The organism is Micromonospora sp. NPDC047074 (genome assembly GCF_040643815.1).
GTDB lineage: Bacteria > Actinomycetota > Actinomycetes > Mycobacteriales > Micromonosporaceae > Micromonospora.
On the sequence record NZ_JBEYVB010000007.1, the window covers coordinates 219348 to 244972 of the forward strand.

The 25625-nt window shown below is 73.8% G+C and carries 21 protein-coding genes and 1 pseudogene; 16 read left to right on the forward strand and 6 right to left on the reverse strand.

All coding sequences use genetic code 11. The features are described 5' to 3' along the window. Positions 1-14 precede the first annotated feature (14 nt). The 4 genes from glnA (ABZ809_RS13760) (at position 15) to ABZ809_RS13775 (ending at position 3175) form a co-directional block, all read left to right on the forward strand. Complete coding sequence (gene glnA, locus ABZ809_RS13760) at positions 15-1364, forward strand: type I glutamate--ammonia ligase (protein WP_357562791.1); 1350 nt, start codon at positions 15-17, stop codon at positions 1362-1364. 89 nt (positions 1365-1453) lie between these two features. Next, positions 1454-1879: a DUF350 domain-containing protein gene (locus ABZ809_RS13765; RefSeq protein ID WP_357562792.1), complete on the forward strand. Its 426-nt coding sequence runs from the start codon at positions 1454-1456 to the stop codon at positions 1877-1879. 35 nt (positions 1880-1914) lie between these two features. Then, the gene (locus ABZ809_RS13770; RefSeq protein ID WP_357562793.1) at positions 1915-2610 is read left to right on the forward strand and encodes a WYL domain-containing protein; all 696 of its coding nucleotides are present in this window, start codon (positions 1915-1917) and stop codon (positions 2608-2610) included. A 187-nt stretch (positions 2611-2797) separates the two neighbouring features. Then, the gene (locus ABZ809_RS13775) at positions 2798-3175 is read left to right on the forward strand and encodes a VOC family protein (protein WP_357562794.1); all 378 of its coding nucleotides are present in this window, start codon (positions 2798-2800) and stop codon (positions 3173-3175) included. Positions 3176-3261: 86 nt separating this feature from the next. Here ABZ809_RS13775 and ABZ809_RS13780 read toward each other — a convergent pair whose 3' ends face one another. After that, positions 3262-3765, reverse strand: a complete 504-nt coding sequence (locus ABZ809_RS13780; protein WP_357562795.1) for a hypothetical protein — start codon at positions 3763-3765, stop codon at positions 3262-3264. A 213-nt stretch (positions 3766-3978) separates the two neighbouring features. Between ABZ809_RS13780 and ABZ809_RS13785 the strand changes: the two genes are divergently transcribed. Next, on the forward strand, positions 3979-4857 hold the full coding sequence (locus ABZ809_RS13785) for a virginiamycin B lyase (protein ID WP_357562840.1): 879 nt from the start codon (positions 3979-3981) through the stop codon (positions 4855-4857). Between the two features lie 147 nt (positions 4858-5004). On the opposite strand, the gene ABZ809_RS13790 is transcribed toward ABZ809_RS13785, so the two are convergent. Next, positions 5005-5880 carry an LD-carboxypeptidase gene (locus tag ABZ809_RS13790; RefSeq protein ID WP_357562841.1) on the reverse strand — a complete coding sequence of 292 codons (876 nt, stop codon included), beginning with the start codon at positions 5878-5880 and terminating at the stop codon, positions 5005-5007. A 175-nt stretch (positions 5881-6055) separates the two neighbouring features. Here ABZ809_RS13790 and ABZ809_RS13795 point away from each other — a divergent pair. After that, positions 6056-6311: pseudogene (locus ABZ809_RS13795) on the forward strand (hypothetical protein); the annotation flags it as partial. A gap of 3 nt (positions 6312-6314) precedes the next feature. Here the strand turns inward: ABZ809_RS13795 and ABZ809_RS13800 are convergent. After that, complete coding sequence (locus ABZ809_RS13800; protein ID WP_357562796.1) at positions 6315-7121, reverse strand: glucose 1-dehydrogenase; 807 nt, start codon at positions 7119-7121, stop codon at positions 6315-6317. Positions 7122-7328: 207 nt separating this feature from the next. Between ABZ809_RS13800 and ABZ809_RS13805 the strand changes: the two genes are divergently transcribed. The 5 genes from ABZ809_RS13805 to ABZ809_RS13825 all read left to right on the forward strand — a co-directional run bounded on the left by ABZ809_RS13805 (position 7329) and on the right by ABZ809_RS13825 (position 14393). Then, complete coding sequence (locus tag ABZ809_RS13805) at positions 7329-7769, forward strand: SgcJ/EcaC family oxidoreductase (protein WP_357562797.1); 441 nt, start codon at positions 7329-7331, stop codon at positions 7767-7769. Positions 7770-7777: 8 nt separating this feature from the next. Then, a complete protein-coding gene (locus ABZ809_RS13810; protein ID WP_357562798.1) occupies positions 7778-9160 on the forward strand; it encodes an FAD-dependent oxidoreductase in 1383 nt (460 codons plus the stop codon). Between the two features lie 16 nt (positions 9161-9176). Then, on the forward strand, positions 9177-10412 hold the full coding sequence (locus ABZ809_RS13815; protein ID WP_357562799.1) for a cytochrome P450: 1236 nt from the start codon (positions 9177-9179) through the stop codon (positions 10410-10412). A 112-nt stretch (positions 10413-10524) separates the two neighbouring features. Next, positions 10525-11340, forward strand: a complete 816-nt coding sequence (locus ABZ809_RS13820) for a type 1 glutamine amidotransferase (protein ID WP_357562800.1) — start codon at positions 10525-10527, stop codon at positions 11338-11340. Next, positions 11340-14393: a bifunctional [glutamine synthetase] adenylyltransferase/[glutamine synthetase]-adenylyl-L-tyrosine phosphorylase gene (locus ABZ809_RS13825; protein WP_357562801.1), complete on the forward strand. Its 3054-nt coding sequence runs from the start codon at positions 11340-11342 to the stop codon at positions 14391-14393. The genes ABZ809_RS13820 and ABZ809_RS13825 overlap by 1 nt, the downstream gene beginning before the upstream one ends. Before the next feature lie 36 nt (positions 14394-14429). On the opposite strand, the gene ABZ809_RS13830 is transcribed toward ABZ809_RS13825, so the two are convergent. Then, the gene (locus ABZ809_RS13830; RefSeq protein ID WP_357562802.1) at positions 14430-15167 is read right to left on the reverse strand and encodes a methyltransferase domain-containing protein; all 738 of its coding nucleotides are present in this window, start codon (positions 15165-15167) and stop codon (positions 14430-14432) included. 105 nt (positions 15168-15272) lie between these two features. Then, entirely contained in the window at positions 15273-16868 is a 1596-nt protein-coding gene (locus tag ABZ809_RS13835) for a hypothetical protein (protein ID WP_357562803.1), read from the reverse strand. 268 nt (positions 16869-17136) lie between these two features. On the opposite strand from ABZ809_RS13835, the gene ABZ809_RS13840 reads away from it, so the two are divergent. The 4 genes from ABZ809_RS13840 to mptB (ABZ809_RS13855) all read left to right on the forward strand — a co-directional run bounded on the left by ABZ809_RS13840 (position 17137) and on the right by mptB (ABZ809_RS13855) (position 22980). After that, on the forward strand, positions 17137-18186 hold the full coding sequence (locus ABZ809_RS13840; RefSeq protein ID WP_357562842.1) for a LacI family DNA-binding transcriptional regulator: 1050 nt from the start codon (positions 17137-17139) through the stop codon (positions 18184-18186). Positions 18187-18288: 102 nt separating this feature from the next. Continuing rightward, positions 18289-19935 carry a DUF4127 family protein gene (locus ABZ809_RS13845; RefSeq protein WP_357562804.1) on the forward strand — a complete coding sequence of 549 codons (1647 nt, stop codon included), beginning with the start codon at positions 18289-18291 and terminating at the stop codon, positions 19933-19935. 103 nt (positions 19936-20038) lie between these two features. Then, a complete protein-coding gene (gene mptB / locus ABZ809_RS13850; protein ID WP_357562805.1) occupies positions 20039-21439 on the forward strand; it encodes a polyprenol phosphomannose-dependent alpha 1,6 mannosyltransferase MptB in 1401 nt (466 codons plus the stop codon). Positions 21440-21453: 14 nt separating this feature from the next. Then, positions 21454-22980, forward strand: coding sequence for a polyprenol phosphomannose-dependent alpha 1,6 mannosyltransferase MptB (gene mptB, locus ABZ809_RS13855; protein ID WP_357562806.1), 1527 nt, complete (start codon positions 21454-21456; stop codon positions 22978-22980). A gap of 353 nt (positions 22981-23333) precedes the next feature. Here the strand turns inward: mptB (ABZ809_RS13855) and glnA (ABZ809_RS13860) are convergent, their stop codons facing one another. After that, positions 23334-24758: a type I glutamate--ammonia ligase gene (glnA, locus tag ABZ809_RS13860; RefSeq protein ID WP_357562807.1), complete on the reverse strand. Its 1425-nt coding sequence runs from the start codon at positions 24756-24758 to the stop codon at positions 23334-23336. Positions 24759-25083: 325 nt separating this feature from the next. Between glnA (ABZ809_RS13860) and ABZ809_RS13865 the strand changes: the two genes are divergently transcribed. After that, positions 25084-25422 (forward strand): RDD family protein, encoded by a 339-nt coding sequence (locus tag ABZ809_RS13865; protein ID WP_357562843.1) that lies wholly within the window; start codon positions 25084-25086, stop codon positions 25420-25422. Positions 25423-25625 lie beyond the last annotated feature (203 nt).

The window sequence follows — 25625 nt, forward strand, 5'->3', positions numbered from 1 at the left end:
CGCGAGGGGTGGAAGTGGACCGTCAGCAGGAGTTTGTCCTCCGTACGCTGGAAGAGCGGGACATCCGGTTCGTCCGGCTGTGGTTCACCGACGTGCTGGGCACGCTCAAGAGCGTGTCGGTGGCCCCCGCCGAGCTGGAGTCCGCCTTCGAGGAGGGCATCGGGTTCGACGGCTCGGCGATCGAGGGCTTCGCCCGGGTCTTCGAGTCGGACATGGTCGCCATGCCCGACCCGACGACCTTCCAGGTCTTCCCGTTCGAGGGCGGGGTCAGCGGCGAGAGCGCCCGGATGTTCTGCGACATCCTGCTCCCCGACGGCGGTCCCTCCTGGGCCGACCCCCGGCACGTGCTGCGCCGGGCGCTGTCCCGGGCCGCCGAGAAGGGCTTCACCTTCTACACCCACCCGGAGATCGAGTTCTTCCTGCTGGAGAACGGCCCGATGGACGGCTCGGTGCCGACTCCGGTCGACACCGGCGGCTACTTCGAGCACACCACCCACGCGGTGGCCCGCGACTTCCGGCGGCAGGCCGTCCTGGCCCTGGAACGGATCGGCATCTCGGTGGAGTTCAGCCACCACGAGGTGGCCCCCGGCCAGCAGGAGATCGACCTGCGCTACGCCGACGCGCTGACCACCGCCGACAACATCATGACCTTCCGGCACGTGGTCAAGGAGGTGGCGCTCTCCACCGGCGTGCAGGCCACCTTCATGCCGAAGCCGTTCACCGACCAGCCCGGCAGCGGCATGCACACCCACCTGTCGCTGTTCGAGGGCGAGCGCAACGCGTTCCACGACGCCGGCGACCCGATGAAGCTGTCCAAGGTCGCCCGGGCGTTCATCGCCGGGCTGCTGGTGCACGCCCGGGAATACACGGCCGTCACCAACCAGTGGGTCAACTCCTACAAGCGGCTCTTCCCGCAGGCGCTGCCGGACCGGGTCACCGAGAGCCCGGCGTACGTCTGCTGGGGTCACCTCAACCGGTCCGCGCTGGTCCGGGTCCCGGCCTACGGCAAGCCGAACTCGGCCCGGGTGGAGGTCCGCTCGCCGGACTCGGCGGCCAACCCCTACCTGGCCTTCGCCGTGATGCTCGGCGCCGGGATGAAGGGCATCGAGGAGGGCTACGAGCTGCCACCGGGCGCCGAGGACGACGTCTGGTCGCTGACCAGCGCCGAGCGGCGCGCGATGGGCTACGAGCCGCTGCCGGAGAACCTGGCCGAGGCGATCGACGTGATGGCCGGCTCCGAGCTGGTCGCCGAGGTTCTCGGCGAGCACGTCTTCGACTTCTTCCTGCGCAACAAGCGCGCCGAGTGGGAGCAGTACCGCCGCGAGGTCACCCCCTATGAGCGGCAGCGCTACCTGTCGCTGTAGGGCGAGGGCTGCCGTGCTGGCGCGGTGCCGCTATCGTCTCGGTCACCGCGCCGGCACCCCCGCCGGGCGCTGAGTTCGGGAGGCAGTCGGTGCTGGAGGATCTGCTCAGCGGAGCCTGGCAGAGCGTCGTGTTCGGGGTCGTCGGGGTGGCCCTGATGGCGGCAGGGTTCGGGCTGGTCGACGTGCTGACTCCCGGAAAGCTGCGGGAGTTGATCTGGGTGCGGCGCAACGGCAACGCCGCGTTGCTGCTCGCCGCCAACCAGCTCGGCATCGCCGGGATCGTGTTCACCGCGATCCTGACCAGCTACAGCGACTTCGCCAAGGGGCTCGCCTCGACGGTCGTCTTCGGGCTGCTCGGGCTGGGCATCATGGCGCTGGCGTTCTTCGTGCTGGACCTGCTCACCCCGGGCAAGCTCGGTGAGATCATCTGCTCGGACGAGCCGCACCCGGCGGCCCGGGTCAGCGCCGCGACGCACTTCGGCGCGGCGCTGATCGTCTGCGCCTGCATCGCCTGACCTGTCCCGTCGTACCCCCGTCGTAGCGTGCGGGGGTGAACCGGACGGACCGTCTCTACGCCCTGGTCGAGGAGCTGCGCGCCGTGTCCCCACGGCCGCGCAGCGCCCGCTGGCTCGCCGGCCGCTTCGAGGTGAGCACCCGCACCATCGAGCGCGACATCGGCGCCCTCCAGGAGTCGGGGGTGCCGATCTGGGCCGAGCCGGGCCGCACCGGCGGCTACGCGCTCGACCGGGCGCGCACCCTGCCGCCGGTCAACCTCACCCCCGTCGAGGCGGTCGCCATGGCGGTGGCGTTGCACCGGATGCGCGGGACGCCGTTCGCCGCCGCGGCCGGCACCGCCCTGCGCAAGCTGATCTCCGTGATGCCCGCCGCCGACGCCGCCGAGGCGCACCGGCTCGCCACCCGGGTGCACCTGATCGGCGACGGGCCGGTGACGCCCGTCCCGGCCGCCGTGGCCGACGCGGTGCGCGCGCGACGTGTGCTGCGCATCCGCTACGCCGACCGCGCGGGCGCCGGCTCGCTGCGCGACGTGGAGCCGCTGGGCTACCTCGGCAACCCCCGGCACTGGTACCTGCTGGGCTGGTGCCGGCTGCGTGACGGCATCCGGGCCTTCCGCACCGACCGGATCACGTCGGTCACCGTGCTGGCCGAGCGGGCGCCGGAGCGCGAGCTGGCCGCCGACGACATCGACATTCCCCGGGAACGGGTCCGCCGGCTCAGTCTGGTCTGAGGCGGGGGCAGCACGCACGGTGCGTGTCTTCTATGGACGGATCTCCGGCGGCCACGGCTCCGCCCGATGGTACGGAATTTCGCTGAACCGCCCGGGAAACACCGACAGGACGGTGTCGCGGGCGAGGCCGAGGCTGGCTCCTGACGACGCCGGCCGACTGGCCGGCGCGGCGAACGGGAGGCCCCACATGAGCATCGACAACGCCGTGACCTGGTTCGAGATCGGCACCGAGCGGCCGGACGAGGCCCAGCGGTTCTACGGCGACCTGTTCGGCTGGAGTTTCACCGAGGAGGGCAGCGCGGAGGCGTCCTACCGGACGACCGAGGGGGGTGCCGGCGCGGGGATCGGCGGGGCGGTCCGGGGGACCGGCGGGACGAGCCCGAACTATGCCATCTTCTACGTGCAGGTGGCCGACGTGGCGGAGGCCTGCCGGCGGGCGGAGGCGGCCGGCGGCAAGGTGCTGGTGCCGCGCAAGGAGAACGACAACGGGCTCACCCACGCCCACCTGCTCGACCCGGACGGCAACCACTTCGGCGTCTTCGCCCCGCCGCCCGCCGGCGCGTGACCGGCTGACGATCCCGCCCGCCGGTGTGGCGGTGTCCACGACCGTGGCACCGCCACACCGGCGGAACGGGACTGGTCAGCCAGCCGTCACTTGTCAGCCGGGCCGGCCGGTCCGCCGTGCCCGCCCCGACCGCCCGGGCCGGGGAAGACGCCCGCCTCGGCGGCTGCGGTGATCGCGTCGGCCTGCTCCTGGGTGAGCTTGCCGTCCTCGACGGCCTTCGCCAGGCGTTCCTTGAACGCGGCCTGCCGGTCGGCGGCGTCACCCCGCTCGCCGCGCTTGCCCGGCCCGCCCTTCTCGCCCCGCTCGGGCCGGTCGGCCGGCTTGTGCTCCTCGCGCAGCTTCTCCAGCGCTGCCGTCACCTTGTCGGCGGGGACGCCCAGCTCCCCGGCCAGCTTCTCGGCGAACTCCGCCTGCCGGTCGGTCCGCTGCTGCTGCCGCTCGTCGGCCCCGCCCTCGCTCGCGCTGGCGCTCGGCGTCGGGGTGGCGCCGTCCGCGGCGAGCGCGACGGTCGGGACCGCGATCCCCACGCCGAGTACGCCGGCCGCGGCCAGGCCGGCCAGCAGGTGCTTCTTCGTCATGGTGCGGGACATGTCGTCCTCCAGCTCGTCGGTGGATGGTGCGATGACCTCACCGACAGTGACGACCCGGGCTGGAGGTCGGCCGTGGCGAACCTGTCAGCGAGCTGTCAATCCGGGCCGGCACGCCGGACAAATCGGTTGCTCCGGCGCGCGCGGGCGGTGATGATCGTCGGTCGGCGGGCCCCGCCGGGGCGGAGCAGGCGACGAAAGGTGACCCTCGTGACGATGTCCGCGAAGATCCGGGAGGTCCCGTTGACCGGGGCGGGCGCCGGCCCGTACGCCATCACGGTCGGTCCCGACGGCGCGCTCTGGCTGACGCTGGTCCACGCGGGCGAGATCGCCCGAATGGGTGCGGACGGCGACCCGCGCACCTGGCCGGTGGCGGCCGGCAGCCGCCCGTTGATCATCACCTCGGGCCCCGACGGCGCCCTCTGGTTCACCCGCTCCGGCGACGACCGGATCGGCCGGATCACCACCGACGGGGTGCAGAGCGCCGTCGCGCTCGCGCCCGGTACCGGCCCCTGCGGCATCGCCGCCGGTCCCGACGGCGCCCTCTGGTACGCGGGGATGAGCTCCGACACGATCGGCCGGGTCACGACCGGCGGGGAGGTGACGACGTTCCCGCTGCCGGTGACCGGCGGCTTCGCCTCGATGGTCGCGGCCGGCCCGGACGAGGCCGTCTGGTTCACGCTCAACCAGGCGAACGCGGTCGGCCGGATCGACATGGCGGGCGAGGTGACCGTGCACCCCCTGCCGACCGCGGGCGCCGCCCCGGTGGGCATCACCGCCGGCACCGACGGCGCGCTCTGGTTCGTCGAGATCGGCGCCGGCCAGCTCGGCCGGATCACCCCGGACGGGCTGATCGCGGAGTTCCCGTTGCCGGACCGGCAGGCCCGGCCGCACGCGATCGTCGCCGACCCGGCGGGTGGCTGCTGGTACACCGAGTGGGGTGGCAACCGGATCGGCCACGTCACGCCGGACGGGGTGATCGAGACCCATGACCTCCCCACCCCGGCCTCGGAACCCCATGGCCTCACGGTCGCCCCGGACAACACGGTCTGGGCCGCCCTGGAAACAGGCCCCCTGGCCCACCTGACCCCCTAAACCCCACCCTCCCACCCCTCTCACCCCTCCCGCCTGCCCGGCCCCGCCGTTCTCGTTGATCATGAGGTTGGCGGTGCGAAATGCCGGAATCCGCGCTGTCAACGTCATGATCAACGGGGGTGGGGCGGGCGGGAGAGGGGGTGGGGGTTAGTGGACGGCGGGGGTGGTCGTCAGGGTGCCGGCTTGGGTGTCCAGGGTCGCCTCGGTGCCGATCGGGACGGTGAGCTGGCCCACGCCGTGGCCGATCGGGAGGCCGCCGAGGACGGGGACGCCGAGGTCGCCGAGCCGCTCGGTCAGCACGTCGGCGACGCCCACCGACCAGCCGTCCGCGCAGTCGGTGAACTGTCCCACCGCCACTCCGGCCAGCCCGTCCAGCACCCCGGCGCGGCGGAGCTGGGTGAGCATCCGGTCCACCTTGTAGGGCGGCTCCTGCACGTCCTCGACGAGGAGGATCGCCCCGGTCAGGTCCGGCATGTCCGGGGTGCCCAGCGACGCCACGATCAGGCAGAGGTTGCCGCCCAGCAGCGGGCCGGTGGCCCGGCCGGGCACGCGTACTCCGAAGGTCTCCTCCTCGGCGACGGCGCTCAGCGTCACCGGCTCGGTGGTCATCAGGGCGGCGTGCAGCGACTCGGCCGAGCGCAGCGGCGTCCGCTCGTCCAGCCAGGCCGCCCCCGGGCCGTGCACGCCGGCCAACCGGGCGCCCCGCCAGAGCGCGAACTGCAACGCCGTGATGTCGGAGAACCCGGCGACCACCTTCGGATCCCGGCGTACGGCGGCCATGTCGATCGCGTCGACGATCCGCTGGGCGCCGTAGCCGCCCCGGGTGCAGATCACCCCGCGCACCTCGGGATCGGCGAACGCCGTGTTCAGGTCGGCGGCGCGCAGCTCGTCCGCGCCGGCGAGGTAGCCCTGCCGGGCGTACGCGTTGGGCGCCAGCACCGGGCGCAGCCCCCAACCGGTGAGCAGCTCGATGCCCCGGGCCACCCGCTCCGGCCGGGTCGGCCCGGAGGGCGACACCAGCATCACCGTGTCGCCGGGGCGCAGCACCGGCGGGCGTACGGCGGTGCTGGGAGGGGTCGTGCTGGTGCGGTCGGACACAGCGGCAGAGCCTAGTGCCTCGTCCCTTCGCCGAGGCGCTGGCCGGGCGAACGGGTCGTGGCGACGCTGTCGAACTTGTTCGTCAGCGACATCAGGGGGTGGGCCGCAGACCCAGGACTTCGTCTGGCTGGACTGTGGCAGGGGTGCCGACCGGCTGGCCCGGGAGTGGGACCTGGGACCGGACGGTGTCCACCGCAGCCGTGGCTGGACCTGCTCGGTACGGCGGTCCGCTCGGCCGCCAGCGGTTCCGGCGGTCGATGACCGCGTTGAGCTCGGGCGCGGTGCCTCAGGTCGAGCTCGCGGGCGAGGACCACACGTACGGCCGCCCCGCCCGCCGCTCCGCGAGCCTGCCTGGGGGCCTAGATCGGCACCCGGCCGACGTCCAACATGTCGATCATCGCGGGACCGGTGTCGTACGCGGTCACCCCGCCGTCCACCGTCAGGCAGGCGCCGGTGACCATCCGGGACGCGTCGCTGGCCAGGTAGACCGCCGCGCCGACGAGGTCGTCCGGTTCACCCCACCGACCCATCGGCACGCTGCGGATCAACCCCTCGGCCAGTTCCGGGTTCCCGGCGAAGCTGCTGGTCAACTGGGTCCGCGTCCAGCCCGGCGCGATCACGTTGACCCGCACTCCACGGGCCGCCCATTCCACTGCGAGGGTTCGGCTCAGCGAGATGACTCCGGCCTTCGCCACCGCGTACGGCGAAAGCATGGGGACTCCGTTGTAACCGCCTACCGAGGCGACGTTGATGACCGATCCCCGTCCCACTCCGGTCATGTGTCCGCCCACCGCCCGGCACATGTGCGCGACCGAATCCAGATTGGTGCGCATCATCTGCGTCCAGTCCTCCGGCGTCATCTCGAGGAACGGTCCGACGTGGCTGAAACCGCCGGCGTTGTTGACCACGACGTCGATGCCGCCGAACTCGTCCCGGGCTGCGGCTACCGCCTGGTCGATCTCGTCCGGCCGGTCGATGTCGCAGGTGAGCACAAGGGCCCTGCGCCCGGACGACTCGATCTCCTTCGCCACCTCGGCCAGCGCGGATGTGCCGCGGGCCAGTACCGCCACGTTCGCCCCGGCCCTGGCCAGGCCGAGCGCGATGGCCCGGCCGATGCCCCGTGACGCGCCGGTGACCACGGCGCTCTTACCGTCCAAACCAAACAATTCGGGCCTCCCTCGGGCGGTGCGGACCATTTCGTCGACCGATTGTCGCGAGCTGCGGCCGGCGTCGCGTCTTCGTGGTTGCGCACCAGCCGCACACCAGGAGATGCGTGGCTGTTCGGCCCGGCACGACGATTCTGAGGTACCGGCGGCCGCTGAGCCCCTCCGGTGCGCACACTTCCGCCGTTGATCCACCGAAGGGAAAGCGCAATGACCAACGCCGTCACCCCCGTCCGTCCGGAAGACGAAAAAGCGGTACGCGACATCGTCGCGCGCATCACCCTGGCGTGGCACGACAACGACGCCGACACATTGGCCACGGTCTACAGCGAGGACGCCTCGATCGTGCTGCCCGGCGCCCATCTGAAGGGGCGTCCGGCCATCCGCGCCTGGATGGCGGAGGCCTTCGACGGCAAGTGGAAGGGGACCAACGTCCTCGGCGCACCGCTGGAGCTGCGGTACATCCGGGACGACGTTCTGCTGCTCCTCTCCCAGGGCGGCGCCTACCCGCCGGGCGCGGCCGAGGTCCCGGTCGAGCACGCGATCCGCGGCATCTGGGTGTTCGTCAAACAGGACGGCGAGTGGACCATCACCGGGTACGGGAACACGCCGGTCCAGCGCCCGATCCCCCTGCCGGACGGGCCGAGGTGAATCCGCCGGTGGACGGCGTCCACCTCGGTGAACGCGCCGTGGTCCTGGGGGGCAGCATCGCCGGACTCTTCGCCGGTCGCGTCCTCGCCGAGGCGTACCGAGAGGTCGTCATCGTGGACCGGGACCGCCTGCGCGGCGTGACCGGGACCCGGCGTGCCACCCCCCAGGCGTTCCACGCGCACGCGCTGCTCGCCCGCGGGCAGCGCGCCATCGAGGAGCTGTTCCCCGGCATCACCGAGGAGTCCCGGGCGGCCGGGGTGCCGACCGGCGACGTGGGAGCCGACCTGCGCTGGGTGATCAACGGCCGGCGGCTGCCGAAGATGCGGACCGGACTGGTCTGCCTCGCACTACCCCGGACCGCGCTGGAGCAACGCGTCCGCGAACGCGTCCGGGCACTGCCCAACGTGACCTTTCAAGAAGGCTGCGACGTGCAGGAGTTGGTCACCACGCCGGATCGCCGCCGGGTGACCGGTGCCCGGATTCGCCACCAGCGCGACGGGCGGTCGGAGGTGCTCCCCGCCGAAATCGTCGTGGATGCGACCGGCCGGGGCTCGCGGCTGCCGGTCTGGTTGGCGGAGCTGGGCTACCAGCCTCCGGCGGAGGAGCGGATAAAGATCCGGCTCAGCTACACCACCCGGCACTACCGGCTGCCGCTGGGCGTGCTCGGCACGGACCTGGCGTACATCGTCGCGCAGACGCCGAGCCACCCACGCGGTGCCGTGTTCGCCCGGGAGCGGGCCCTGCCGGACGGAGGCGAACGGTACGTCCTGTCGCTCAACGCCCACCTCGGCGACCAGGCGCCGACGGACCCGGACGGCTTCCTCGCGTACGCGCGGACAGTGCCGGTGCCGGAGATCCACGACGCGCTGCGGATCGCCGAGCCACTGGACGAGATCCGGGCGTACCAGTTTCCGGCGAGCCGGTGGCGGCACTACGAGAAGCTGGCCCGGTTCCCCGACGGCCTGCTGGTGCTGGGGGACGCGATGGCCAGCCCCAACCCGGTCTACGCACAGGGCAACACGATCACCGCCGTCGAGGCGCTGGTGCTCCGCGACCACCTGCGCCGCGGTGCCGAACCCCGCCCCGTCGAGTTCTTCGCCGACGTCGCCCCGACCGTCCGGGCCGCCTGGGACGCCAACGTCCTCGGCGACCTGGCGTACCCGGGAGTCGCCGGTACACGGACCCCGAGAATCCGGTTGGCGAGCGCGTACCTGGCCCGGGTGCATCGCGCGGCGGCGGACGATCCGGCGGTGGCGGAGTCCTTCCTGCGGGTGGCCGGCCTGATCGACGGGCCGCAGGCGCTCCTGCGGCCCGGCATGGTGGCGCGGGTACTGGGCCGGCGGCCCTCAGCGCGGAGGACGGCGGCGACCCCCGCCGCGACCCCCTCATGATTCCGGGAGACGAGCCATGGAAAGCGACCGCTGCCCCTACGTCATCGACCGCACCGGGGGCGACATCCTGACCGAGGCGGCACGGCTACGCGAACTCGGCCCCGCGGTCCGGGTCGAGCTGCCCGGCGGGGTGCCGGCCTGGTCGATCACCAGCTACGCGCTGGTCAAACGGCTGTTCGCCGATCCACGGGTGGTCAAGGATCCCCGCCGGTACTGGCCGGCGTTCATCGACGGCGAGATCGGTGACGACTGGCCGCTGATCAGTTGGGTCAAGATGGACAGCATGACCCTGGTCGACGGTGACGACCACCGTCGCCTGCGCGGACTGGTCGCACCGGACTTCGGCCCGCGCCGGATCGAGGCGCAGCGCCCGCTCGTCGAGCGCATCGTCGGCGACCTGCTGGACGGGCTCGCCGGACATCCCGCGGACCAGCCGGTCGACCTCCGCGCGAACTACGCCGCACCGCTGCCGGCGCAGATGATCTGCGAGTTGTTCGGGGTGCCGGAGGAGGCCCGTCCGGAGGTGCTGCGCGGCCTTGAACTCGCCGTCGACACCACCCTGCCGCCCGAACAGGCCGCGACCAACGTGGCGCACTGGCAGGTGGCGCTGCGGGAGTTGGTCGCGGCCAAGCGGGCGGCCCCGGCCGACGACATGACCAGCCGACTGGTGCGGGCCCACGACCAGCAGGGACTGCTCAGCGAATCCGAACTCGTCGGTTCGCTGTTCAACGTTCTCGGCGCCGGCTCCGAGACGGTGATGAACCTGCTGACCAAGGCCGTCGTCGCCCTGCTCACCCATCCGGACCAGCGCGAGCTGGTGGCGACGGGCAGGACGTCCTGGTCCGACGTGATCGAGGAGACGTTGCGTGCGGAGGCACCGATCGCCCAACTCCCGCTGCGCTTCGCGGCCGAGGACATCGAGCTGGACGGCGTCACGATCGGCAAGGGGAGCCCGATCCTGATGTGCCTCGCCGCCGCCGGTCGCGATCCTGCGCGATACGGCGCGAGCGCAGAGACGTTCGACCTCAACCGGCCGGACAAGGACCACCTGTCGTTCGGCTACGGGGCGCACTTCTGCATCGGCGCCTCGCTGGCCCGACTGGAGGCGTCGGTGGCGCTGCCGGCGCTCTTCGAGCGGTTTCCGGACCTGACCCTCGCGGTCCCGCCGGCCGAACTGGAGCCACCCGGCACCTTCATCATGAACGGGCTCCGCTCGCTGCCCGTGTATCTGGCCGGACGGCCGACCGGTTGACATCTCGGCCGACGGGGCTACGCCGCTCGCAATCCGGGGTGCGACCGCGCGGACCTTCACCCTTCGCGGGTGGACCCTCCTACGGCGCGCGAACATCGTCCCGCCGCGCCCGATGGAGTCGTTCCGGGGTCGGTCGGGGCCACCGGATAGCCTCGACGTCGTGGCTACCGCGCTGGTGATCGAGAACGACCCGACCGACGACGCCCGCCGCCTGGGCGAGTGGCTGACCGAGGCCGGCCTCGACCTGGTGGTGGTGCGCCCGCACGCCGGCGACGAGCTTCCCGCCGACCTGGCGGGACACGCCGCGCTGGTGGTGCTCGGCGGCGAGCAGCAGGCCTACCCGCTGCCCGACGGCTCGCCCGGCGCACCGTGGTTTCCCGCCCTGGAGGGGCTGCTGCGCAAGGCCGTCCGGCACGGGGTGCCCACCCTGGGCGTCTGCCTCGGCGCGCAGTTGCTGGCCACCGCCCACGCCGGGCAGGTCGAGCGCAGCGCCGCCGGGCCGGAGGTCGGCCCCGGCGTGGTCGGCAAGCGGGACGCCGCCGACGCCGACCCGCTCTTCCGCTACGTCCCGCTGATCCCCGACGTGCTCCAGTGGCACTCCGACGAGATCACCGAGCTGCCCCGGGCCGCCATCCTGCTGGCCGCCTCCACCCGCTACCCGCACCAGGCGTTCCGTCTCGGCGACCGGGCCTGGGGGTTGCAGTTCCACATCGAGTGCGACACCGCGATGATCGCCGACTGGGCCATCGGCTCGACGTTGCTCGCCGAGCTGGGCTACGAGCCGGACCTGGTGGTGGCGGCCTGCGACGCGGTGATGGTCGACGTGGAGGAGGTCTGGCAGCCGTTCGCCGCCCGGTTCGCCGCGCTGGCGCTCGGCGAGCTGGACGACAGCTCCCCCCGCCGCAGCCTGCCGCTGCTCGGCCAGTGATGAGCCGGCCGACCAGCGCCACGGGACGCCTCGCCCGCTACGGGTTCGGCACCGACGGCGGCGACGGTTCCACCCGCGCCGCCGACCTGCTCGGCCCCGGCGGGCTCGGGCTGTGGCGGCCGGACGTGCAGGAGCCGGCCGACGACCGCGCGGCGGAGCTGCTCGCCGCGCTCTCCCGGGCCGCCGATCCGGACCTGGCCCTGCGCCAGCTGCACCGCCTCGTCGAGGCCGAGCGTCGGGCCGCGGGGCCCGCGGCCGCCGGTTCGGCGGTGCTCGACGGGCTGGCAGCCGCCGGTTCGGCCGTGCTGGACGGGCTCGCGGAGGATCCGGGCCTGCGTCGCCGGCTGCTCGCCGTTCTCGGTGCCTCCGCCGCGCTCGGCGACCACCTGGTCGCCAACCCCGACCAGTGGCCGGCCTTGCGCACCGCACCGGACGGGCTGGCGCCCACGGCCGAGGGGCGGCTCGACCTGTCCGGCGACGGGCCGCCGGTCGCGGTGCTGCGCAGGGCGTACCGGCTGGCGCTGCTGCGGATCGCGGCGGCCGACCTGACCGGCGGCCGGGGCCTGGAGCAGACGATGGCCGCGCTCTCCGCGTTGGCCGACGCGACCCTGGCGGCGGCGTACGAGATCGCGGCCGGCGAGCTGCCGGAGGGCACGCCACGGCCCCGGCTCGCCGTCGTGGCCATGGGCAAGTGCGGCGGCGACGAGCTGAACTACGTCTCCGACGTCGACGTGATCTTCGTGGCCGCCGAGGACGACGACCTGGCCGCGGCCACCACGATCGCCACCCGGTTGATCCACATCTGCGGGCTGGTCGCCTGGCCGGTCGACGCCGCCCTGCGTCCCGAGGGCAGCCGTGGGCCGCTGGTGCGCACGCTCGCCAGCCACCTCGCCTACTACCGGCGCTGGGCGCGCACCTGGGAGTTCCAGGCGCTGCTCAAGGCCCGGCCGGCCGCCGGCGACCTGGCGCTGGGCCGGGAATGGATCGACCAGCTCGCCCCGCTGGTGTGGCGGGCCGCCGAGCGGCCCGAGGCCGTCGAGGACGTCCGCGCCATGCGGCGCAAGATCATCGACAACATCCCGCCCAAGGAGCTGGAACGCGAGATCAAGCGCGGCCCGGGTGGGCTGCGCGACATCGAGTTCGCCGTGCAGCTGCTGCAACTGGTGCACGGCAGGGGCGACGAGGCGCTGCGGGTGCCGGGCACCATTCCGGCGCTGCGTGCGCTGGTCGCCGGAGGTTACGTCGGCCGGGCCGACGGCGAGGCACTGCTGCGCGGCTACCGCTTCCTGCGCGGCGTCGAGCACCGCCTCCAGCTCCAGGGGCTGCGCCGCACGCACACCGTACCGACCGAGCCGGCCGCGCTGCGCTGGCTGGCCGCCGCGCTGGGCCATGCGGCCTCACCGGGCCGCAGCGCCGTCGAGGAGTTCCGCGCCGAGTGGGTCACCCATGCCACCGAGGTACGCCGGCTGCACGCCAAACTGCTCTACCGGCCGCTGCTGGAGTCGGTGGCCCGGGTGCCGGCCGACGGGCTGCGGCTGACCCCGGAGGCGGCCCGGCACCGGCTGGAGATCCTCGGCTTCGCCGACCCCGCCGGGGCGCTGCGTCACCTCCAGGCCCTCACCGGCGGGGTGAGCCGCACCGCCGCCATCCAGCGCACCCTGCTGCCGGTGCTGCTCAGCGAGTTCGCCGACGCTCCCGAGCCGGACCGTGGCCTGCTCAACTACCGGCAGGTCTCCGACAAACTCGGCAGCACCCCCTGGTACCTGCGCCTGCTGCGCGACTCCGGTCCGGTGGCGCGCCGGCTGGCCCGGGTGCTCTCCTCCTCCCGGTACGCCGCCGACCTGCTCGCCCGGGAGCCGGAGGCGCTGCGGCTGCTGGCGGAGGAGAACGAGCTGACGCCCCGGCCGAGGGAGGTCCTCTGCGAGGGCTTCGGCGCCGCTGCGGCCCGGCATGCCGACCCCGTCGAGGCGACCCGGGCGATCCGCGCGCTGCGCCGTCGGGAACTGGTCCGGATCGCCTGCGCCGACCTGCTGAGCCGGGCCGGCTCGCTGGCCCCGTCGCCACCCCGGCCCACCGGCGGGCGGGGGGCGCTCGGCCTCGCCGACGTGACCGCCGTCGGCGGGGCGCTGGCGGACGTCACCGACGCCACGCTGGCCGCCGCGCTGCGCGCCGCCCGGTCGGCCCAGCCGCCACTGCCGGGGCTGCGCTTCGCCGTGATCGGCATGGGCCGGCTCGGCGGGTACGAGTCGAACTACCTCTCCGACGCCGACGTGCTCTTCGTCTACGACCCGCCGGCCGGCGCCAGCGACAGCGCGGCCAGCGCCGCCGCCCGCGCGATCGCCGAGGAGCTGCGCCGGCTGCTCGGCATGCCCGCGCCCGACCCGCCGCTGGGCGTCGACGCCGACCTGCGCCCGGAGGGCCGGCAGGGCCCGCTGGTACGCAGCCTCGCCGCGTACGCCCAGTACTACGCCCGCTGGTCCAAGGTGTGGGAGGCGCAGGCACTGCTGCGTGCCCGGTTCGTCTGCGGCGACGCGGATCTCGGCGCCGAGTTCGAGGCGATGGTCGACCCGGTCCGCTACCCGGCCGACGGGCTGACCCGCGAGCAGGTGGTGGAGATCCGCCGGATCAAGGCGCGGGTGGAGCACGAGCGGCTGCCCCGGGGCGCCGACCCGGCCACCCACACGAAGCTCGGGCGGGGTGGCCTCGCCGACGTCGAGTGGGCGGTGCAGGTGCTCCAGCTCCGGCACGCCGGGACGATCCCGGCGCTGCGCGGCACGCGTACGCTCGACGCCCTCGCGGCGGCCCGGGACGCGGGCCTGGTGGACCCGGCGGACGCCACCGAGATGGCGGCCGGCTGGACGCTGGCCGCGCAGGTCCGCAACGCGCTGATGCTGGTCCGGGGCCGGGCGGGCGACCAACTGCCCCGGCACGGCGTCGAGCTGGCCGGGGTGGTCCGGCTGCTGGGCCGCGACGATCCCGGCGAGTTCCTCGACGAGTACCTGCGCACCGGCCGCCGCTCCCGGGCGGCGATGGAACGCGTGCTCGACTCCTGAGCCGGCCGCGTCCCCGGGTGGTCCGGGCCGGCCGGGCTACCGGGTGCGGCGCACCAATATCACGTTGTCGACCAGGATCCCGGTCTCGCCGTCCGGGCCGGTGGCCTGGCGGCTCGCCGCGTCGAGCCGCTCGGTGTGCCACCGGTCCGGGTCGAGTTCGAGCGACGCGAAGGTCTCCTGCGGGGTGGGGAAGCGCACGTCCGGGTGGTCGGCGCGCCCCCACGGCGGCATCTCGCCGTGCTCGACGACGAGCAGGTGGCCGCCGGGCGCCACGGCCCGTGCCGCCGCCTGGAGCAGTTGCGCCCGGGGAAACTCCAGCGGCGACTGGAGGAACTGCGCGGAGACCAGGTCGTACTCGCCCGGCGGGAAGGTCCGGGTGAGGTCGTGCCGGCGGAACTCGATGCGGGAGGCGACCCCGGCGGCGGACGCCGCCTCGGTCGCCCGGGCGAGGGCGGTCTCGGCGACGTCGACCGCGGTCACCCGCCAGCCCCGGCCGGCCAGCCAGATCGCGTCGCCGCCCTCGCCGCAGCCGAGGTCGAGCACGGTGCCGGCCGGGAGCGCCCCGGCGACCTCGACGAGGACCGGGTTCGCCCGGCCGCTCCAGACCCGGTCGCGCCGCTGGTAGAGCTCCTCCCAGAAGAGCGCGGTCTCGTCGTCCACGTCGGGATGCGGGCGCGGGGCGACCACCGGCGCCGCCGGAGTGTCCTGCTGCTGGTGGTGATGGTGGTGACCATGGCCCTGCCGGGGGTCCCCGGCCGTCGCGTCGTGCTGCACGTCTCGTCCTCCTGTGCGGTGACCTGTCGACCCGATCGTGCGCGCCGCCGCCCAAGGGAGCAAGGAACATTGCCGAGGTGGCAAAAAGAACGGTGTACGCCCTGGTCAGCTACCGAGGCGGTACTGCCCTGGGCGGGGCACCGTCACCGCCGTCCAGTCGCCGTCGGCGGCGATCGTGGCCCCGCCCGAGACGGTCAGCCAGCGGCTGTGCCGCACCCGGACCGGCACCGTGCCGGCGGCCGGTGCCCGGAACGTCACCGCGGCGCCGTCCCCCGTGACCAGCTCGGCCGGCGCGCCGACGATCGGGGTCGGGTCGGCGACCGCCCAGACCCGCCAGTGCGGGCCGGACCAGACCGGCGTCAGGTACGCCAGCCCGCCCGTGACCAGCTCCGCCTCGGCCCGCCCCACCCAGGACAGCGGGGCGTCCGGCACCGCGACGAACTGCACCGCGTTGTCGGCGAGCCAGTCCCGGTAGCTCGCCGCGGTCAGCGCCACCCCGGTGCCGGCGGCCCCCGGCACGGTGGTGAAGAAGAGCGGATTGCGGTCGATGTCGGCCTGCCGCAGCCAGCCCCGCGCCAGCGGCACCTCGCCCAGCCTCGCCGCCTCCCAGTAGTTGCGGGTCGGCGGGATCTCCACCCGGCCGGTCAGCCGCTGGCCGTCGAGGAACGCCCGCAGCGGCGCGAAGTAGGCCGCCCGGCTGGTCGGGTCGTCGACGCTGCGCAGGTCGGCGGGGGGCACCGGCGGCTGCCACCAGCACACCGCCACCAGCAGCCCGGCCAGCCCGACGCCGCCCCGCGCCCCGGCCAGCCACCGCGTCAGCCGGGCCGGGGGGCGGGCGGCGGCGGCCAGCAGGGGCAGGGCGAACATGACGGCCAGCCGGGTGGCGTTCAGCCCGACCGGGGTGTGCACCAGCGCCGCCGCCAGTACCCCGGCCGCCGAGAGCAGCGCGCCCACCCGCACCGGCCGGTATCCGACCAGCGCGGCGACCAGCAGGCTGGTCAGCACGGCGCGGACCGTGTCGGTGCGGCTGATGTTCATCCAGCCGCCGTCGCCGAAGAGCAGGGCGGTCAGCGTGAGCGGCAGCGCGGCGGCGACGCCGAGCACCAGGCCGTCGGCGTACCGGCGGGTCAGCAGCAGCGCCGCCCCGGCCAGGCCGACGAAGAGACCCGCCACCGGGCTCGTCGCCGAGGCAAGCAGCGCCCCGGCCGCCGCCAGCCCGAGCCGCCCGAGCCGCCGTCGCCGCGCGCGCCCGTCCGGGCCGGGGCCGGCCGGGCCGCCGGGGAGGGTGAGGGCGAGCAGCGCACCGAGGCCGAAGGCCACCCCGAGGCCGTACGTCACCCGCCCCGAGACCAGGTTGCCGGCGATCGTGAGCACCCCGAGCAGGCTGCCGAGCAGCGGGCGGGGCACGCCGGTGCGCACCAGCAGCGCCGCGAACGCGGTCGCCGCCGCCACCAGGGCCAGCGCGCCGGTGACCCGCACCCCGAGCAGCGCCATCACCGGCTGGGAGAGCAGGCTGTAGCCGAACTGCTGCACCCCGCCGTACCAGCGCAGGTCCACCGGGGCGAAGCCGTGGGCGGCGAAGAAGTCGGACCGGGCGACCTGCGCGGCGAGGTCGGACCCCGTCGGCGGGAGCGCGAGACAGAGCACCCCGAGCAGCACGGCGGACGCGGCGGTCACCGCCACCACCCGACTGCGCCGCATGCCCACCTCCGTACCGCGACCACCGTACTGGCAACGGATCCGCGCCTCGCGGAGGCCCGCGGCCGGCGCCAACTGTCGTCACACAAAGTAATGACGCGCCGAATTTGGAGCGTCGAGTCGTCGCCCGGTGACAGAGCGCCGATGATGGCGGCCCCGCTCGGCAGGCAATACGAATTACTGGCGTATTAGCCCTTGACTGGCTTCCTGTGACCTCGGCAAACTCCTCGCCAACACGTCGGGGCAATACGAATTAACGATGGGATCCGGCATGGCGGGAGCGCCGACCAGGCAAGGCGGCAGAATCACCCAGCGTGACATCGCCCGCCGTGCCGGGGTGAGCCAGACGACCGTGTCCCTCGTGCTGACCAACAACTCCGAGGCGGCGTCGCGGATCGCGCCGGCGACCCGGGAACGGGTGCTCCAGGTGATCCGGGAGACGGGCTACGTCGCCGACCCGCTGGCCCGCAGCCTGCTGCGGCGGCGCAACCAGATCCTCGGCATCTTCACCTACGAGCCGGTCTTCCCGGCGGGCAGCGCCGACTTCTACCACCCGTTCCTGGGCGGCATCGAGGCGTGCGCCGAAACCCTCGGCTGCGACCTGCTGCTGTTCACCAGCGCGCCGGTCACCGACGGCACCCGGCGCATCTTCCACGAGAACAACCGGCTCCGCCTGGCCGACGGATGCGTCCTGCTGGGCCGCGAGATCCCGCGGGAGGAGCTGACCCGGCTGGTGCGGGAGGGCCACGCCATCGTCTCGGTCGGCCGGCGCGACGACGTCGACACCGACGGAACCACGCCGGGCCGGGTGCCGTTCGTCGGCGCCGACTACGCCGGCGCCACCAGCGAACTCGCCCGTCGCGCCGTCGCACTGGGGCACCGCCGGATCGCGTACGTCGGCGCGGGCTCCGGTGTCGAGTCCGCGGTCGACCGGCTCGACGGGCTGCGGGCGGTGGCGCCCGACACGCTGCACGAGCGCGGCGCCGACCGGGAACCGGCGGAACTCCTCGCGGCACTGCTCGCGGCCGGCGTCACCGCCGTGTTCTGCGAGCAGCCGGCGGTCGCGGTGGCCCTGTCCGGGGCGGCGCTGGCGCGCGGGCTGCGGGTGCCCGAGGACCTCTCGCTGGTCGGGCTCGGCGAGGAGGACGGGCCCGGCACGCGCGACCTGCCCCTCACCCGCCTGCGGATCCCCCGCCGTGAGATGGGCTGGCAGTCGGTCGAGGTGCTGACCGAGATCCTGCACGGCACCAGCGACAACCACCAGCGACTGCTGCCCTGCGCCCTGGTCCCGGGGCAGACGCTCGCGCCACCTCGAACCTGATCCGCCCCGGGTCGGCAGCACCGTCCCCCGCCCCCGTGGATCACCCGTCAGCTCGTCCCGGCTGTCCCGCCGGGACGGTCATCGCCCTGGAAAGGAAACCCCGTGAGAAGACGTACCCTTCTCGCCGCCGGTGCCGGTGGTCTCGCCGCCGTGGCGCTCGGCGCACCCGCCCGCGCCACCACCGGCGAGCAGCAGGCCCGGGCCACCCGCATCGCCCTCGTGCCCCTGGACGACCGGCCCGTCAACACGTACTGCGCCGAGATGACCGCGGCCAGCGCCGGAGTGGCGCTGCACCAGCCTCCGCGCGAGCTGCTCGGCCGGTTCTTCGTACCTGGTGACGGTGCCGCCATCGCCAGGTGGCTCGGCACCGTCGACGCCGACGCCTACGTCATCTCGGTGAGCATGCTCGCGTACGGCGGCCTGATCGCGTCGCGGACGGCCACCCCGACGCCGGAGCAGGCCCGCGCCAACGTCGCCGCGATCAGGGCGCTGCGCGCCGCGCGGCCCGACGCCGTGATCGAGATCCACGACACCATCCAGCGGCTGGCCCTCACCTCGACCGGCACCCCGCTCGACGCCTACATCACCGCGCTGGTCAACTGGGCCAAGCTGTACGACCAGGTGGAGAACCTGGGCCAGGAACAACTGCGGGCGCAACTGGACGCGGCCCGCGCCGGGATCCCGGACGAGATCGTCACGGACTACCTGGCCGCGCGCGCCCGCAACCACGAGATCAACCGCCTGATGGTCGAGTGGGTGGCCGACGGCACCATCAGCCACCTCGTCCTGTCCGAGGACGACACCGCACCGGTCGGCCTGGCCCGGGCCGAACGGGTGGCGCTGGAACAGCTCGCCGTCGAACTCGGGGTCACCGACCGGGTGGAGATCTTCCCCGGCGCGGACGAGGTCGACGCGCTGCTGGTGGCCCGGGTGATCGCCACCGGCACGGCGCCCACCTACCGCATCGAGTACGCCGGCGTCTCCGGCGAGACCTGGACCGCCGCGCTGGAGGGCATCCCGTTCGCCGAGAACATCCGGCGACACGTGCGCTCGGTGGGCGGCACGGTGGTCGAGGGTCGCGCCGACATCGTGCTCGCGGTCAACACGCCGTCGGCGGGGGGCGCGGACCGCGGTGCCGACCTCGACGCCTTCGTGACGCGCGTCGGCGCGCTGCTGGCGTCGGGCGAACAGGTCGTCGTGGTGGACCCCCTGATCGTCAACAAGGCCGACCACGAACTGGTCGCGCGGATGGAGGGCGGTCTCGACCTGGCCGCGCTGCTGTCCTACTCGGGCTGGAACACCGGCGGCAACGCGCTCGGGCTGGCGCTGGGGCACGGCACCGCGCGGTGGGCGTACCTGCGCCGCTCGGGCGCCGGCTTCGGCGTACCGGAGCTGGCCGGGCCGGGCCGGGCACACGCGGCGTACCTGCTCTACCGGTTCGTCAAGGACGACCCGTGGAAGAACGTCGTGCAGACGGAGGCGTACGCGCACGCCCGCGCCCAGGGCTGGAACCCGTTGAGCCTCACCGCCGAACAGAAGACCTACTTCGACGGCTGGGTACGGCAGCAGCTCGAACCGGTCACCCGGCGCTACTTCGCCGAGCACTTCGCCGGCCACCGGATCGTGCTCGGGCGACGTGGCGCGCGAACCTTCACGGCCAGGCTGTCCGCGCTGGAGAGCGTCCGCATCGACCTGCCCTGGGACCGGCTGTTCGAGGTCACGCTGGAGCCGACCGTCAGCTTCGCGTAACCGCTCCGTCGGGGCCCGGCACAGGCGTCACGCCGGGCCCCACCCGACCGCTCCGCAGGCCCACCCCGCGTACCGCGACCTCCGTACTGGCAGCATGTCCGGCGTGCCCCACCACCTCGCGCGCTGGATCGGCCTCGCCGGCTCGACGCTGCTCGCCGTGGCCGCGTTCCTCGGCGGCGCGTTCCCCGACGGCGACCTGCGCCCCACGCCGGTCAGCATCTGGCAGGGCCCGCACGGCCCGCTGATCATCGCCACCTGGGCGGTCGGCACCGGCCTGCTGTCGTACGCCTGGTGGGCGCTGCGCGACCGGGTGCCGTCGACCCGCTGGGCCCTGGTCACCGTCGGGCTCTGGCTGCTGCCGCTGCTTCTCACGCCGCCGATGGGCAGCCGCGACGTCTACGCGTACGCCTGCCAGGGCGCCAGCTTCTCCGCCGGGCTCAACCCGTACGAGCAGGGCGTCTCGGCGCTGCCGTGCCCGTGGCTGGACACCATCTCGTACATCTGGCGGGACACCTCGGCCCCGTACGGCCCGCTGTTCGTGCTGATCGCCGGGGCGGTGGTGGAGGCGACCGGGTCGTTGTACGGCAGCATCGTGCTGTTCCGGCTGCTCGCCCTGGCCGGGGTGGGGCTGACCGCGGCCTGCCTGCCGGTGCTCGCCCGGCGCTGCGGCGTGCCGGCCGGCCGGGCGGTCTGGCTGGCGCTGGGCTCGCCGCTGATCGGCGTGCACCTGGTCTCCGGGGCACACAACGACGCGCTGATGGTGGGGCTGCTCGTGGCCGGGCTGGCGGTCGTGGTGTCCCGGCCGGGCCGCCCCGGTCCACTGCTGGCCGGGGGAGCGCTGCTCGGCCTCGCCGTCGCCATCAAGGTCACCGCGCTGGTGGTGGTGCCGTTCGCGGCGCTCGTCGCGATCGTCGGGGCGTACTCGATCAGGGCGCTGGTCCGCGACGGCGGGTGGGTGGTCGGCGGCGCGCTCGCGGCGGTCGTCGGCGCGACCCTCGCCACCGGCCTGGGCTTCGGCTGGGTCACCGGGCTGGAGCAGGGCGGCCTGGTGATCGCCTGGACCTCGCCGCCGACGGCGGTGGGGCAGACCGTCGCCTACCTCGCCGCGCCGTTCGGCTGGCACGGCGACCCGCTGCCGGCCACCCGGGGGATCGGGATGGCGGTCCTCGCGCTGGTGCTGATCTGGCTGTGGTGGCGGGCCCGCACCCGGGAGCCGCTGTGGCACGCCGGCCTGGCGCTCGCCGCCACCGTCGCGCTCGCCCCGCTCTTCCACCCCTGGTACTGGACCTGGCCGCTGGCCGTACTCGCGGCCACGGCGCGGCGCACGGGCTGGTTCGCGGTGGTCGCGATCGTCTCGTCGTTCCTGGTGCTCGCCGACGGCACGGGGCTCGCCCGGTACACCAAGACGGTCGGGGCGCCGCTGATGACGCTGTTCGTGATCGTGGTGGTGGTCCGCTTGGTACGGTCGGCCCGGGCGGCCCGTCGACCTGCCGCCGTGAACTGAGGAGAGGGCCGCCGGTGACCACTCCCGGCGCCCCGCCGGCCCCGCCCGACACCCCGCCGCCTGATACTCCGCCGCCGTCGCCCCGGGTCGCCCGGTGGGCCCGGTACGCCGGCCTGGCCGGGGCGGTGCTGCTCGCCGTCGCCGGCTGGCTCGGCGGCGCGCTGCCCTCGGCCCCGCTGGACGCCACCCCGGCGAGCGTCTGGCGCTCGGACGCCGGGCCGCTGACGCTCGGCGCCTGGCTGGTCGGCACGGGCCTGCTGGTGGGCGCCTGGTGGGCGCTGCGCGGCGGCGCGCCGTCGACCCGGTGGGCGTACCTGACCGCCGGGCTGTGGGCGCTGCCGCTGCTGGTCACCCCGCCGCTGGGCAGCCGGGACGTCTACTCGTACGCCTGCCAGGGCTGGGCGTACGCGCACGGCGTCGACCCGTACGCCACCGGGGTGGCCGAGGCCGGTTGTCCCTGGGTGGACGCGGTCGCGCCGATCTGGCGGGACACGCCGGCGCCGTACGGGCCGGTCTTCGTGCTGCTCGCCGCGCTCGCGGTGACCCTCGGCGGTGGCCTGGTGGGCGCGGTCGTGGCGTTCCGGCTGCTCGCGGTCGCCGGGGTGCTGCTGGTCGCACTCTGCCTGCCGGGCCTGGCCCGGGCCGCCGGCGTGCCCACCCGCCGGGCGGCCTGGCTGGTGCTGGCCTGCCCGCTGGTCGGGGTGCACCTGGTGGCCGGCGCGCACAACGACGCGGTGATGCTCGGCCTCCTGCTGCTGGGCCTGCTGGTGCTGGTGCGCCGGCCCGGCAGGCCACGACCGTTGCTGCTCGCCGGGGCGCTGCTCGGGCTGGCGGTGACCGTGAAGGCGACCGCCGCCGTGGTGCTTCCCTTCGCGGCCCTGGCCGCCGTCCTCGGCCGCTACACCCTCCGGGCGCTGCTGCGCGACGCCGGTTGGCTGGCCGGCGGGACGATCGGCGCGGTGGCGGTCACCTCGCTGCTGTCCGGCCTCGGGCTGGGCTGGGTCGGCGGGCTGACCCGCAGCGGGGACTCCGAGCAGTGGACGTCGCCGCCGACGGCGGTGGGCTTCGTCGTCGACTACGCGGGCGGGCTCGCCGGCCGGGAGCCGGGCGCGGTGCCGGTGACCCGCGCGGCGGGACTGCTGCTGCTCACCGTGCTGGTGGCGGCGCTGTGGTGGCGGGCCTGGTCGGGGCTGCGCCGGCTGAACGACGTCCGCCAGCGGGTGGCCCGCCTGGACGCCGCCCGCCCCCGGGTCGCCCTGCTCGGCGCGGGACTGGCGCTCGCCGCCACCGTCGCCCTGTCCCCGGTCTTCCACCCCTGGTACGCCACCTGGCCGCTGGCCCTGCTCGGGGTCGCCGCGAGGCGGACCACCTGGTTCGTGGCGCCCTGCGCGGCGGCGGCCTTCCTCACCCTGCCCGACGGCGCCAACCTGGCCCGGTTCACCAAGGCCCCGGGGGCGCTGGCGATGACCGCGCTGGTGGCCGGGCTGGCGGTGTGGGCCCTGCTCCGCCTGCGCCGGCCCCGATCCGCACACCCGACCTGACGGGTCCGTCCCCTGCTGCCGCCCTCCCGCCGCTGCGAGATCTTGGTACGAAAGGGCCCCTGGAAGGGCCGTTTCGCACCAAGGTCCATACGCGACTCTGTGCGTGACAGCGCGGCTGCGGAGGACCCGGGCGGGCGGTGCGGACTCCGAGCACCGGATCGGTCGCGTCGAGCGGAACACCATGGCTGTCCAAACCCTCCGGTGACAGCCATGGTGTTCCACCCACCCGCGAGTCGCGGAGCGGGCCCGGCCGGTGCGGGTGGGAGTGGAACGGGTGGGTTCAGGCGGCGATCGCCCGCCGGCAGCAAAGAAGGCCCCGGGCGAACCCGGGGCCTTCTTGTCGATCTCTCAGGTCAGCAGTCGAAGTACATGGCGAACTCGTGCGGGGTCGGGCGCAGGCGCACCGGGTCGACCTCGTTGGCCCGCTTCCACTCGATCCACGTCGAGATCAGGTCGGGGGTGAAGACACCACCGTCGAGCAGGTAGTCGTGGTCGGCCTCCAGCGAGTCGAGCACCGCCGACAGCGAGCCCGGCACCTGCTTGACGTCGCCCCACTCCTCCGGCGGCAGGTCGTAGAGGTCCTTGTCGATCGGCGCCGGCGGCTCGATCTTGCTCTTGATGCCGTCCAGGCCGGCCATCATCATCGCCGAGAAGGCGAGGTAGACGTTGGCCGACGGGTCCGGCACGCGGAACTCGACCCGCTTGGCCTTCGGGTTGCTGCCCGTAACCGGGATGCGGGTGCAGGCGGAGCGGTTGCGCTGCGAGTAGACCAGGTTGACCGGCGCTTCGAAGCCCGGCACCAGCCGGCGGTACGAGTTGACCGTCGGGTTGGTGAAGGCCAGCAGCGACGGGGCGTGGTGCAGCAGGCCGCCGATGTACCAGCGGGCGGTGTCCGACAGGCCGGCGTAGCCGGTCTCGTCGTAGAAGAGCGGCTCGCCGTTGAGCCAGAGGCTCTGGTGGGTGTGCATGCCGGAGCCGTTGTCACCGAAGAGCGGCTTCGGCATGAACGTCGCGGTCTTGCCGTTGGCCCACGTCTCGTTCTTCACGATGTACTTGAAGAGCTGGAGCTGGTCGGCCGCGTGCAGCAACGTCGAGAACCGGTAGTTGATCTCGGACTGGCCGGCGGTGCCCACCTCGTGGTGCGAGCGCTCGACGGTGAACCCGGAGTCGACGAGCCGGCGCACGATGCTGTCACGCAGGTCGGCGTAGTGGTCCACCGGCGGCACCGGGAAGTAGCCGCCCTTGTAGGCCGTCTTGTAGCCGCGGTTGCCGCCCGGCTCCTCGCGGCCGGTGTTCCAGGCGCCCTCGATCGAGTCGATGTAGTAGAACGACTGGTGCGCCGAGGTCTCGTGGCGGATGGAGTCGAAGATGTAGAACTCCGCCTCCGCGCCGAAGTAGGCGGTGTCGGCGATGCCGCTGGCGGCCAGGTAGGCCTCGGCCTTCTTCGCCACGTTGCGCGGGTCCCGGCTGTAGGCCTCGCGGGTGAACGGGTCGTGGATGAAGAAGTTGAGCGCGAGGGTCTTCTGCGCCCGGAAGGGGTCGATGAAGGCGGTGGCGACGTCCGGGAGCAGGAGCATGTCCGACTCGTGGATCGCCTGGAAACCGCGGATCGACGACCCGTCGAAGGCCAGGCCTTCGGTGAAGAAGGCATCGTCGACAGACTCGACCGGCAGGTTGAAGTGCTGCATCACGCCGGGCAGGTCACAGAAACGTACGTCGACGAACTTCACGTCCTCGTTCTTGAGGTATCGCAGGAGTTCCTCGGGATTGGCGAACACACGTCCTCCTGGCACGTCCACGGGTGGCTAGGCTCTTGGCGACGCTATGGCCGCGCGATTGCTCGGCCATGTCTTGAGTGTTTCTGCCGTGTTACGTCCCTCGCGGAGTGTCATCCGCGCCGCTCAGGCGGCCTGGAGCGCGCGACGGGACGCCGCCGGCTGTGCCATTGTATTGACATCTGAATGCTTTGGTCCTGTTTTGCTGCCCGGGTGCGGCCACCATCCCCGATCCGTCCATGTGACCTGGATACCCTTGACCGCTGTGACCAACCCGCATGATCGCCCCGTACCGCCCGCCTCCGATCCCACCTTCACCCCGCCCAGCCTGGGCCGCCGGTTCGGCGCGCTGGTGATCGACTGGGTGCTCTGCATCCTGATCGCGAGGGGCTTCGCCGACCCGGTCCGCGACGGGTGGGCACCCGTGCTGGTGCTGATCCTGGAGTACGGCTTCTTCCTCGGGCTGTTCGCGCAGACGCCCGGCATGTTCATCACCAAGATCCGCTGTGTCGCCTGGGCCGACGGCGGTCGCATCGGGGTGGCCCGGGCCCTGCTGCGCGGCCTGTTGCTCGCCCTCGTCGTCCCGGCCCTGCTGATGGACAACCACCGCCGCGGCATCCACGACCGCCTGACCGGCTCCGTGATCACCCAAACCCCCCACCCCTAGCCCCCTCCCGCCCCTTCCGCCCCTCCCGCCCGCGCTCGCCCCCTCCCGCGCCCGCCCGCCCCCTCTCGCGCCTCTCGCCCCCTCTCGCGCCCGCCCGCCCCCTCTCGCGCCCGCCCGCGCCCGCGATCTTGCACTTTTTGCCCCGGCAAAAGGGGTGTTTGTCGCAAAGCTGGGGCCGAAAGTGCAAGATCGCGGGCGCGGGC